This is a genomic window from Bacillus australimaris (genome assembly GCF_001307105.1).
In the GTDB taxonomy this organism is placed as follows: domain Bacteria; phylum Bacillota; class Bacilli; order Bacillales; family Bacillaceae; genus Bacillus; species Bacillus australimaris.
The window spans coordinates 130,667-141,667 of the sequence record NZ_LGYN01000030.1 but is presented as its reverse complement, the minus strand read 5'-3'; the positions used below and the strand labels follow the sequence as shown (position 1 = coordinate 141,667).

The 11,001-nt window shown below is 42.1% G+C and carries 11 protein-coding genes; 3 read left to right on the top strand and 8 right to left on the bottom strand.

Going from position 1 to position 11,001, the window contains the following annotated elements:
- Nucleotides 1-175: 175 nt before the first annotated feature.
- Nucleotides 176-1,054, bottom strand: coding sequence for a nucleotidyltransferase-like protein (locus AKG37_RS17820; RefSeq protein ID WP_060700042.1), 879 nt, complete (start codon nucleotides 1,052-1,054; stop codon nucleotides 176-178).
- Between the two features lie 189 nt (nucleotides 1,055-1,243).
- Between AKG37_RS17820 and AKG37_RS17815 the strand changes: the two genes are divergently transcribed.
- Entirely contained in the window at nucleotides 1,244-1,591 is a 348-nt protein-coding gene (locus AKG37_RS17815; protein ID WP_024425201.1) for a YgzB family protein, read from the top strand.
- Nucleotides 1,592-1,626: 35 nt separating this feature from the next.
- On the opposite strand, the gene perR is transcribed toward AKG37_RS17815, so the two are convergent.
- Together perR and bcp are read right to left on the bottom strand one after the other, a co-directional pair.
- A complete protein-coding gene (gene perR, locus AKG37_RS17810; RefSeq protein ID WP_012009347.1) occupies nucleotides 1,627-2,064 on the bottom strand; it encodes a peroxide-responsive transcriptional repressor PerR in 438 nt (145 codons plus the stop codon).
- Nucleotides 2,065-2,222: 158 nt separating this feature from the next.
- On the bottom strand, nucleotides 2,223-2,690 hold the full coding sequence (bcp, locus tag AKG37_RS17805; RefSeq protein WP_060700041.1) for a thioredoxin-dependent thiol peroxidase: 468 nt from the start codon (nucleotides 2,688-2,690) through the stop codon (nucleotides 2,223-2,225).
- Between the two features lie 129 nt (nucleotides 2,691-2,819).
- Between bcp and AKG37_RS17800 the strand changes: the two genes are divergently transcribed.
- Nucleotides 2,820-4,115 (top strand): glutamate-1-semialdehyde 2,1-aminomutase, encoded by a 1,296-nt coding sequence (locus tag AKG37_RS17800; RefSeq protein WP_060700040.1) that lies wholly within the window; start codon nucleotides 2,820-2,822, stop codon nucleotides 4,113-4,115.
- A gap of 247 nt (nucleotides 4,116-4,362) precedes the next feature.
- On the top strand, nucleotides 4,363-5,436 hold the full coding sequence (locus AKG37_RS17795; RefSeq protein WP_060700050.1) for an FUSC family protein: 1,074 nt from the start codon (nucleotides 4,363-4,365) through the stop codon (nucleotides 5,434-5,436).
- Nucleotides 5,437-5,465: 29 nt separating this feature from the next.
- On the opposite strand, the gene AKG37_RS17790 is transcribed toward AKG37_RS17795, so the two are convergent.
- The 5 genes from AKG37_RS17790 to AKG37_RS17770 form a co-directional block, all read right to left on the bottom strand.
- Nucleotides 5,466-6,362, bottom strand: a complete 897-nt coding sequence (locus AKG37_RS17790) for an ABC transporter permease (RefSeq protein ID WP_060700039.1) — start codon at nucleotides 6,360-6,362, stop codon at nucleotides 5,466-5,468.
- Between the two features lie 17 nt (nucleotides 6,363-6,379).
- Nucleotides 6,380-7,381 (bottom strand): ABC transporter permease, encoded by a 1,002-nt coding sequence (locus tag AKG37_RS17785; RefSeq protein WP_060700049.1) that lies wholly within the window; start codon nucleotides 7,379-7,381, stop codon nucleotides 6,380-6,382.
- Between the two features lie 61 nt (nucleotides 7,382-7,442).
- The gene (locus AKG37_RS17780; RefSeq protein ID WP_060700038.1) at nucleotides 7,443-9,029 is read right to left on the bottom strand and encodes an ABC transporter substrate-binding protein; all 1,587 of its coding nucleotides are present in this window, start codon (nucleotides 9,027-9,029) and stop codon (nucleotides 7,443-7,445) included.
- Nucleotides 9,004-9,996, bottom strand: a complete 993-nt coding sequence (locus tag AKG37_RS17775; RefSeq protein WP_060700037.1) for an ABC transporter ATP-binding protein — start codon at nucleotides 9,994-9,996, stop codon at nucleotides 9,004-9,006. Before AKG37_RS17775 ends, AKG37_RS17780 begins: the two co-directional genes overlap by 26 nt.
- Complete coding sequence (locus tag AKG37_RS17770) at nucleotides 9,950-10,972, bottom strand: ABC transporter ATP-binding protein (protein ID WP_060700036.1); 1,023 nt, start codon at nucleotides 10,970-10,972, stop codon at nucleotides 9,950-9,952. Before AKG37_RS17770 ends, AKG37_RS17775 begins: the two co-directional genes overlap by 47 nt.
- Nucleotides 10,973-11,001: the final 29 nt, after the last annotated feature.

Genomic DNA, 11,001 nt, shown 5'->3' with positions numbered 1-11,001 from the left:
TTGTCTTGTTTAGTTTTCAAAGATCATGTCCGTCGTCTCTCAGAGGCGACTTTCTTAATATAACATTTGAGCACCGTGTGCGTCAAGTGTTTTTTAGAATTTCTTTTTGTCAGCTTTTCTTTCAAAGCAACTCAGTTGCTCGTTAGCGACGTTTAATAATATACCATCATAATATTCATGCGTCAATATCTTTTTTCACAAAATATCCTCGATGATAGATTTTTTGCCCCTTTGTCTCAATCGGCTCGACTTGAACAATTCCTTTTTCCACAAAGAAATCAATCATGACGCTAAGGTCAGGTGTGAAATGCTTAAGGTCAGGATGTGCAAGAAGCTCACCAAAAAGCCATATTTCTTTCTGCTCCATCACATGACGCAAATGAGCGGCACCGATTTCTGCTTTTGAATGGATCAAAAAATCATTTGCTAAAAATAAGAGCTCCAAACGCTTATGCAGACTTTCGTGGCTTTCAATCAGTTCTGAATAAAGTTTGTATACTTCCGGCTCCATATGACGCACTTGATTCCAAACCGTCACTTCTGGATGGAAGCCTTTATCAATCACTTCAATACGCGCTAAGTGATGCAGGGCATGCACAATGGAATTATATGCATCAAGGAATTGATTTGACTCAAAAAACGCTTTTCCTTCTATATATCTGCGAATGAGCTTGCCATATTCTAAACCGATTTTGAGCTTACGGTTTGAAAACGGGAATGTACTTAGTTCATCAATTAAGTTGAAGATATACTCATTTCGATCAAACAGGACTTTTCCATTCAAAATCCAATCAATGATTCGGCGGTTAGTTCCGAGGGTAATCCATTCCTTCAGCTGATCATCTGTGACAACATTTAAAGAGGCTGTTTGGTGATCGGATTCATAGTGTTTGATAAATAACGGCTCTTCCGCTTCTTTTACGATGACTAGAAGTGCTGTATCAAAGTTATCCGTCTCAGAAGATACTTTATGTCTTCTTTCTACTATAATCACAGCTAATGTGTCTGGATGGCTTGCTCTTTCTTGATAAATAGGACGGAGAAGATTTTCCATAGTGATTCCTCCAATACTCGGGTGTAAAGTTCTTCTCTAATGCTATGTATTTCTCCTCATAGAATCAAAATTCCTTCAATACATGAAAAAAGATCATTGAATCATTATAAGCAATTTATTCGCAAAACTCTATAACTAATTCAAACGGAAAGGTAAAATGTGCTATATTGGAGATAAGGGGGACTAGGGATGGCGAAATACTCCAGTAAGATTAATAAAATCAGAACCTTTGCACTTAGTTTGGTTTTTGTTGGCTTTCTGATCATGTATATCGGTGTGTTCTTCAAGGAATCGATCTGGCTGTCGACTTTCTTTATGCTGCTCGGCGTCTTATCAATTGGATTAAGTACAGCCGTTTACTTTTGGATTGGTATGCTTTCTACGAAGGCAGTACGTGTCGTGTGTCCAGGCTGTGAGAAGGAAACTAAAGTGCTTGGCCGGGTGGACATGTGCATGCATTGCAGAGAGCCGCTTACACTTGATCCAGCATTAGAAGGCAAAGAGTTTGATGAATCCTACAATCGAAAAAAGTCATAAAAATAAGCTGACCATTTAAACGGTCAGCTTTTTCTTTAATGATTTTCTTTTTTCGCACATTCTTGACAAGTTCCATAGATCTCCAAGCGATGATGACTGACTTTAAAGCCCGTCACATGGGATGCAAGCTGTTCAACTTCATCAAGGCCAGGATAGTGAAAGTCCACGATTTTTCCACAGTTTTCACAAATCGCATGGTAATGGTCAGATGTCGCAAAATCAAATCGGCTTGAGGAATCACCATACGTTAATTCCTTTACTAATCCAGATTCCCGGAAGACTCGTAAATTGTTGTAAACCGTTGCGACACTCATATTTGGAAATTTTCCTTCAAGTGCTTTATATATATCGTCTGCGGTTGGGTGAGTCATAGAATTTACGAGAAACTCCAAGATGGCATGGCGCTGCGGAGTAATTCGAACACCGGTTTCTTTTAGAGCATCTAAAGCGTCTTTTAGTTCGTGAGCAGCCATTTCATCATGCACCTCTCTTCAAAAATATTCTTATATTGTAATCTTTATAAATAGTGTACCCCCAGAGCTGAAACTTTGTCAATTACAATCCTCTTTTTTACCTATTCTTCTTTACAAAAAAAGACCGGCATGTCTGCCGATCTCATCCTGTGAGGATATTAAGCGTGAGCTTTCAATTCCTCAAGCGCTTCCTCTACGTGGTCTTTCACTTTTACTTTTCGCCATTCTTTCACAAGCGTGCCCTCTTTATTAATAAGAAACGTTGAACGCTCGATCCCCATATATTCTTTGCCAAAGTTCTTTTTCAGCTTCCATACCCCAAAGGCTTCAGACAATTTCTGTTCATCATCTACAAGGAGCAGGAACGGCAAATCATGTTTTTCTTTAAACTTTTGGTGCTTGTCCTGACCGTCTGGGCTCACGCCAATAATGACGGCGTCTAATTCTGCAAAGCTTTGATGACGATCACGGAAATCGCACGCCTCAGTTGTACAGCCTGGTGTCATATCTTTTGGATAAAAATAAAGGACTATATGTTTTCCTTTAAAATCAGAAAGCTTTACTTTCTCCCCATTGTCACCGGTTAATTCAATGTCAGGTACTTGCTGCCCTACTTCGATTGTCATGACACAATCCCTCCAACCTATTTTTTCATTAGCCTATCTAATTTTGAGAGGATATTCAACTAAGGACGCTTGCATCGGCATGTTAAAATAAAGATAGACGACGTGATACGTTGAGATAGGAGGCTATTTATGAAATTCACAGAATCAGAAAAATTACATCAAGAGGCGCTGGAGCATATTGTTGGAGGTGTCAACAGCCCGTCTCGTTCATATAAGGCAGTAGGCGGCTGTGCACCCGTTGCGATGGAAAGAGGAGAAGGCGCTTATTTTTGGGATGTTGACGGAAACCGTTATATCGATTATCTGGCAGCATACGGTCCTATTATTACAGGACATGCCCACCCTCATATTACAAAAGCGATCACAAAAGCGGCTGAGGCAGGTGTCCTTTACGGAACACCAACGAAGCATGAAGTGACTTTTGCTAAAATGCTGAAGGAAGCCATGCCTGCTTTGGACAAAGTACGTTTTGTCAATTCAGGTACAGAAGCGGTGATGACAACGATTCGAGTGGCTCGCGCATATACAGGCAGAACAAAGATCATTAAGTTTGCTGGGTGCTATCACGGTCACTCTGACCTTGTGCTTGTGGCAGCAGGCTCTGGTCCTTCCACTTTAGGAACACCTGATTCAGCGGGCGTACCAAAGAGTATCGCCAATGAAGTCATTACCGTTCCATTTAATGATATTGAAAGCTATAAAGAAGCACTAGATCGATGGGGCGATGAAGTAGCTGCTGTCCTTGTCGAGCCAATTGTCGGGAACTTCGGCATCGTGGAACCTAAGGACGGTTTCCTGCAGCAGGTCAATGACCTCACACATGAAAAAGGCGCACTGGTGATATACGATGAAGTCATTACTGCTTTCCGCTTTATGTATGGCGGTGCACAGGACTTGCTTCAAGTAAAACCCGATCTCACTGCATTAGGAAAAATTATTGGCGGCGGACTTCCTATCGGCGCGTATGGTGGTAAAAAAGAAATCATGGAGCAAGTCGCTCCACTTGGACCAGCCTATCAAGCGGGCACGATGGCAGGAAATCCTGCATCCATTCTTTCAGGAATTGCCTGCTTAGAATTGTTAAAAGAAGATGGTGTTTACGAGCGTCTTGATCAGCTTGGCGCTATGTTAGAAGAAGGCATTTTAGCACATGCCCAAAAGCATCAAGTAGATATTACGGTGAATCGCCTAAAAGGGGCTCTCACAATTTATTTCACAAAAGAAACGATTGTGAACTACAAGCAGGCTGAAAATACGGATGGCGAAATGTTTGCCCGCTTCTTCAAATTGATGCTCGCGCAAGGCATTAACCTCGCTCCTTCTAAATATGAAGCTTGGTTCTTAACGATCGCACATACTGAAAAAGATATTTCTGAGACGCTGGAAGCAGTAGATCATGCGTTTGCACAGCTAAAACAATCATAATGAAGTCCAAAACAGGCGTAAAAACATGCGCCTGTTTTTTTATTGACCAGCTCTTGTTTGTCAAAAACGTGCGAATCTGTTACATTTCTTCTCAATACCTTCTTTTGATGTTTTCATGAACTTTCAAAAATCACTTGAATATTTCGGAAGACCGCTGTATATTACTTAGTTGTTTCATCAAAATATTGATGATAAATGACGAGTGATCATCTATTATCGAAAAGAAAGGAATGCAGGGACAAAACCAATGAAACTTGGAGCCCGTATTTTAAAAACTGGTATTGCCATTGTACTCGCGCTTTACCTGGCAACATGGCTTGGGTTGCCAACGCCCGTCTTTGCGGGAATTGCAGCTGTATTTGCTATCCAGCCATCTATTTATCGATCTTTTTTAACCATTGTTGATCAAGTGCAAGCCAATATTATTGGAGCAGCGCTTGCCATTACGTTCGGTCTGCTTTTTGGCACAGGGCCAGTCATTATCGGTTTAACCGCCGTCATGGTCATCGCCATTAATTTAAAGCTGAAAATCGAACACACGATTCCGATTGCACTTGTAACCGTCATCGCGATTTTAGAAAGCGCAGGAGATCATTTTCTTTCCTTTGCCTTAATTCGAACAGCTACTGTGGTGTTAGGAGTTCTTTCTTCATTTTTAGTAAATTTAATCTTCCTGCCGCCAAAGTATGAAACAAAGCTTGTTCATCACATTATGGAAAATACGGAGGAGATTTTAAAATGGATCCGTCTGACTTCCAGACAGTCTACTGATCATTCCACTTTAAAAGATGACATTGATCAAATAAAAGAACGTATGATCAAATTAGATCACATTTACTTGTTATACAAAGAGGAACGAAGCTATTTAAAGAAAACAACCTATGTAAAATCAAGAAAGCTCGTTTTGTTCAGGCAGGCCATTATGACATCCAATCGCGCTCTGTACTTGCTGAAAAAGCTTCATAAATTAGAAAATGAAATTCATTTGATGCCAGAGCATTTCCAGGAAAGTTTAACGGATGAGATTGATTATTTATTATATTGGCATGAGCGCACCTTGATGAAATTCGTCGGAAAAATGAAGCCGCAGGACGATGAATTTCAAAATGAATGCTCTCTTCGCCTTGAGACGTTAACGAAATCATTTATTCAGCATCAGCAAAACCAAGAAAATGACCTGCTCGATTACAATATGCTGAATGTCATGTCCAGCATCATCGAATACCGTGATGAATTAGAGCATTTAGATACATTAATTACAAGCTTCCAGACGTATCACCCAAAAGATAGTGAAATCGAAACAGAAGAAAAAGAAGCATAAACAGAAAAGACCGATTCCTAGAATCGGTCTTATTTTATTTTCTTCATTTTAGGATCGAGCGTGTCTCTTAATCCATCTCCCATCAGGTTAAAGCCCAACACCGTCAGCATGATCGCTATCCCTGGAAAGAATAATGTCCAGGGGGCTTGAACGAGATAAGGCCGAGCATCGGCGAGCATTTTTCCCCATTCTGGACTTGGCGCTTGTGCACCCAACCCTAAAAAACCTAAAGCAGCTGCCTCAATAATCGCTGTTCCGATCGCAAGCGTCGCCTGAACGATGACCGGCACCATACTATTTGGCAGGATGTGACGCAGCACGATCCGGCGGTGTGACATTCCAACCGCCTTTGCTGCCAGCACGTATTCTTCTTGCTTAATACTCAGCACTTTTGAACGAACAAGCCGTCCAAAGGTTGGGACATTAATAATCGCAATGGCAATAAGGGCATTTTGTAAGGAGGGGCCTAAGATGGAGACAATAGCAATCGCTAATAGAATGCTAGGAAAAGCGAGTAAAATATCAAACAATCTCGAGATCACAGCATCTAGCACTCTTCCACCATAGCCTGCCATCAATCCAAGCAATGTACCTAAAATGACAGACCCGAGGACTGAGAAGAAGCCAACCCATAAAGAAATCCGCGCTCCATGGACAACTCTTGAAAATATATCTCTGCCGAAATCATCCGTACCAAACCAGTGCGCAGCTGAGGGTGCACTAAACCGCTCACCGAGTGATTGTTCATTGATTCCATAAGGAGCAATGAGCGGTGCAAAGATTGCTAGGATGAGAAATAAAAAGACTATTACACTACCGATAACCGCCAACTTGTGCTGAAAGAACTGCTTCAACGATTCAAGAATCAATGATTGAGCGCGTTCTTCTTTTGGTTGAGGTGGTTCAAGCTCTTTTTGCGCTTCCATATTGTCACTCTCCTCCCCTAATATTTAATCCTTGGATCAATCACCGCATATAAGATGTCCACAATGAAATTGATCAGGACAAATATAAGCGCAACGACGAAAATGCCTGTTTGAATGACTGGATAATCACGATAGCTGATGGCGTCATATATATACCGTCCAATTCCCGGCCAAGCAAAAATGGTTTCTGTTAAAATGGCTCCGCCAAGCAATAGGCCTGTTTGAAGTCCAATAATGGTCAAAATCGGAATGAGCGCATTTTTCAGGCCATGCTGATAAATAATGAAAAATGAACGTACTCCTTTTGCTTTTGCTGTTCGAATAAAGTCTGAATGAAGCACTTCCAGCATACTTGCCCTTGTAATCCTCGCAATAATCGCAGCAGGAATTGTGGCAAGTGCTGTACTTGGTAATATCAAATGCTTGATGCTGTCAATAAATTGATCAAACCGGCCTTGTAAAAGCGTGTCCAGTGTATGAATATACGTAATCGAATCTACTGGATTCCTTACGTTTTCTCGGCCCGTTGTTGGCAAAAGACCTAATTCAATCGAGAATAGCCACTGCCCCATTAAACCTAACCAAAAAATCGGCATGGACACTCCGATGAGTGCAATAAACATTGCGGCATAATCAAAGAAAGAATGCTTAAACCAAGCACTAATGATTCCGGCATTCACTCCCACAACAATTGCCAACACCATCGCAAAAAAGGTCAATTCTAACGTCGCAAATAAGTAAGGCTTCATTTCCTGGGCAATAGCCGCTCCTGTTCGAATAGAAGTCCCTAAATCCCCTTTTAAAAGGCCAAGCATATAATGACTGTATTGAACATACCACGGCTGGTCTAAACCGAGCTGGATCGTTAATTGTTCTACTGCCTCTTTCGTTGCTCGCTGTCCTAAGATGACCTGCGCTGGATTTCCAGGTATAAACCGAATAATCGAAAACACGACCAATGTCATTCCAATCAGGACTGGGATGAGCATTCCTGCCCGTTTCATACAATAAGCAAACAAACAGCTTTCACCGCCTTTTTCTTTGTTTGAATAAGGGAGATACATGATCTCCCTTATTTGCTTATTCGAAATACACGTCAGTCAAAGCCTCTGAACCAGTTGGATGCGGCTGGTACCCTTTTAAATCATTAGATGCGGCAAGCATTGGGATTGAATGCACCAATGGAATCCAAGGCGCTTCGTCATGAATGATTTCCTGCGCTTTTTTATAGAGCTCATTTCGTTTCTTTTGATCTGTATCTGTTTGCGCCTCAATTAAAATGTCATGCATTTTATCGTTTTCGAAGAATGTATAGTTGTTACCGCCAATGCTGTCTTTGTCCAGCAGTGTGTAAATGAAATTATCAGGATCGCCATTGTCCCCTGTCCAGCCTAATAAGAACACATCTGCTTCTCCTTTACTTGCCTTATCTAAATAGGTTGCCCAGTCATATGTCACAATTTCTGCTTTGACGCCTACCTTTTCAAAGTTGGATTGAATGACTTCTGCTACCTTCATCCCATCTGGCATGTATGGACGTGGTACAGGCATCGCCCAAAGTTTGATGAGAAATCCATCAGGGAAGCCCGCTTCTTTTAATAGTTCTTTCGCTTTTTCTGGATCATACGGATATGGCTCAATGTCGTCATTGTAGCCTTCTAAAGCTGGCGGCAATGGATTTTTTGCTGGCTCAGCAAGTCCGCCATAAAATGACTCAATGATGGATTCTTTATCGACGGCGTAATTGAGTGCCTGACGAACCAGCTTATTATCAAGCGGCTTTCTCGTGACGGTCAGTCCGATATAGCCTACGTTCATCGATGGTCTTTCAATGAGTTGAAGCGCTTTGTCGGTTTTAATGCCATCTAAATCTGACGGATTCACGCCATCCATTAAGTCGATCTCGCCTGTTTTCAAGGCATTTAAACGAGCAGAGTTTTCTGGAATGGAGCGGAAGATGATTTGATTCAGCTTTGGTTTATCCTTCTGCCAATAATCCTCGTTCTTTTCTAACACGATACGGTCGTTTTGCTTCCACTCTTTAAACTTGAATGGTCCAGTCCCTACTGGATTTTCTCTAAATGAATCGCCACTTTTTTCAACTGCTGCCGGACTTGCAATGCCAAATGGTGACATGGCAATATTTTTGAGGAAAGTCGCCTGCGGGCGCTTTAGCTGAAATTCAATTTCATGCTCGCCTTTGACGATGATGTCTTTAATGACATGTCCTTTATCTTTTTTATAGCCGCCAAACATGCCATAGTAAGGAAATTTTTCTGCATCGCCATTCATCCAGCGGTCAAAGTTGAATTTCACTGCTTCTGCGTTAAAGTCTGTGCCATCGTGAAATTTCACACCTTTTCTTAAATAGAATGTGTACGATTTTCCGTCCTTTGCAACATCCCATTCTGTTGCAAGGCCAGGGTGGATGGTCGTGTCTTTCTCACCGTAATTCAAAAGCTTTTCAAATATATTCTCTGTGACCTTGAAGGTTTCGCCTTCTGTCGTTGTGATTGGATCTAGTGAAGTAGAATCTCCCCCTCTGCCAAATACGAGGGTATCTTTTGTTGCTTTTTCTTCTGATGTCGGTGAAGATGAGCATCCCCCTAAAAAGAGCGCCAGTGCCAGCACAAAAATGAAACTACTGAATAACCATGTCTTCTTCATTCTGTTCCTCCTTTTGATATAAATAACATGCAGCCGCATGCCCCGGTTCCTCCTCATACAAGGCAGGAACTGCTTTTAGGCATTTGTCCCACCTTTTTGGACACCTTTTGTAGAAAGGACAGCCGCCGCTTGCCGTCATTGTGGACTCTTCTGCTGACACATCTTGCTTCTCTAGCACGTGATCCATATGTGGAATGGATTTCAGAAGCAGCGACGTGTAGGGATGAAGCGGGCTGTGAAACACGTCTTCAGCAGGCCCCATCTCGACAATGCGCCCAGCATACATGACGGCGATTCGGTCGCTCATATATCTGACAACGCCAAGATCGTGAGAAATAAACAAATACGTCAGAGAAAGCGTCTTTTGCAATTCAAGCATCAAATTTAAAATTTGTGCTTGAACGGATACATCTAAAGCGGAAACTGGTTCATCAGCAATGACAAGACTTGGGTGCGTAATGAGTGCTCTTGCGATACCAATACGCTGCCTTTGTCCGCCGCTGAATTGATGCGCATAACGCTCTCCGTAGGAAGGATCAAATCCAACAATGTGCAGCATCTCTTTTACCCGTTTCCGTCTTTCTGCTTTCGTCCCATGCCGGTGAACAATCAGCGGTTCCTCTAAAATATCTTTAATTTTCATTCTTGGATTTAAAGAAGCGTATGGATCTTGAAAGATCATTTGAATGTCTTTTCGTAAGGAACGCATGTCTCGTTCTTTCAAAAGGGTGATCTCTTGCCCTTTCAGTTGAATAGAGCCTGACGTCGGTTCAGTTAATCTCATTAAGCTTTTGCCAAGTGTTGATTTCCCGCAGCCAGATTCACCTACTATGCCAAGCGTTTCCCCTTCCTTCACGTGAAAGGACACTTGATTTAAAGCCAAAGTAGACTGTTTATGTTTAGAAAAAAAAGCGGCAGTGTCATACTGTTTTGTCAGCTGATTCACTTGTAAGAGTGGGTGACTCAGTGTCTTCTCCTCCTTCCATTAGAAAACATGCCACGCGGTGATTCTGTTCAATGGATTGCAAGGCTGGATCTGTTTCAAGACATTGCGCCATTTGATATGGGCAGCGTGGTGCAAATTGACAGCCTGACTGGATGGCCCCTGGCTTAGGCACATGACCTGCAATAGAGATGAGTTTTTCTTTTTTCTCTTTAAACGATGGAACGGAGGCGAAAAGACCTTTTGTGTAGGGATGCAGAGGTTTTTGAAAAATACGGTCAACGGTTCCTTCTTCTACAATTCGACCGGCATACATAATCATGACTCGCTGGCATATTTGCCGCACGACACCTAGATCATGGGTAATAAATAAAATAGCGGTGTCCATCTCTTCGTTCAGCTTTTTGAGCAAACGAAGGATTTGCGCTTGGATGGTGACATCCAGTGCAGTTGTCGGTTCGTCAGCGATCATGAGCTTGGGATGACAAAGCATTGCTATCGCAATCATTACACGCTGGCGCATGCCGCCTGATAATTCATGTGGATATTTTTTCAGTAACGATTTGGCTTGCTTCAATCCAACAGTCTGAAGCAGATCAACCGCCTTGGCTCTTGCTTCTTTTTGACCGATTGCTTGATGTGTGAAAAGGGCTTCCGTCATTTGTTTGCCAATGGTCATTAATGGGTTCAAGGAGGTCATGGGCTCTTGAAAAATCATCGAAATGTCATTTCCTCTTATCTCTCGCCACTGTTTCTCTGAAAGCGACAGCAGGTTTTGCCCTTCGAATTGAACCTCACCCGTTGTGTCGGTTTGCTGATTCAGTCCCATTAATGACATAGATGTGATACTTTTCCCGCAACCAGATTCGCCAACAATCCCTAACGTTTCTCCTTTTTGAATCGAGAACGATATGTGATGGACGATAGGCACCTTTTGCTTTTTTTGCTGAAACGCAATGGACAGCTGTTTGACATCTAGCAGCACGTCTTGTTCTTTCACATATTCACCACCCCGTCATACTTTTTAAA

Coding starts and splice junctions, on each gene's coding strand:
- AKG37_RS17820 (WP_060700042.1), bottom strand. CDS start 1,054: ATGGAAAATCTTCTCCGTCCTATTTATCAAGAAAGAGCAAGCCATCCA.
- AKG37_RS17815 (WP_024425201.1), top strand. CDS start 1,244: ATGGCGAAATACTCCAGTAAGATTAATAAAATCAGAACCTTTGCACTT.
- perR (WP_012009347.1), bottom strand. CDS start 2,064: ATGGCTGCTCACGAACTAAAAGACGCTTTAGATGCTCTAAAAGAAACC.
- bcp (WP_060700041.1), bottom strand. CDS start 2,690: ATGACAATCGAAGTAGGGCAGCAAGTACCTGACATTGAATTAACCGGT.
- AKG37_RS17800 (WP_060700040.1), top strand. CDS start 2,820: ATGAAATTCACAGAATCAGAAAAATTACATCAAGAGGCGCTGGAGCAT.
- AKG37_RS17795 (WP_060700050.1), top strand. CDS start 4,363: ATGAAACTTGGAGCCCGTATTTTAAAAACTGGTATTGCCATTGTACTC.
- AKG37_RS17790 (WP_060700039.1), bottom strand. CDS start 6,362: ATGGAAGCGCAAAAAGAGCTTGAACCACCTCAACCAAAAGAAGAACGC.
- AKG37_RS17780 (WP_060700038.1), bottom strand. CDS start 9,029: ATGAAGAAGACATGGTTATTCAGTAGTTTCATTTTTGTGCTGGCACTG.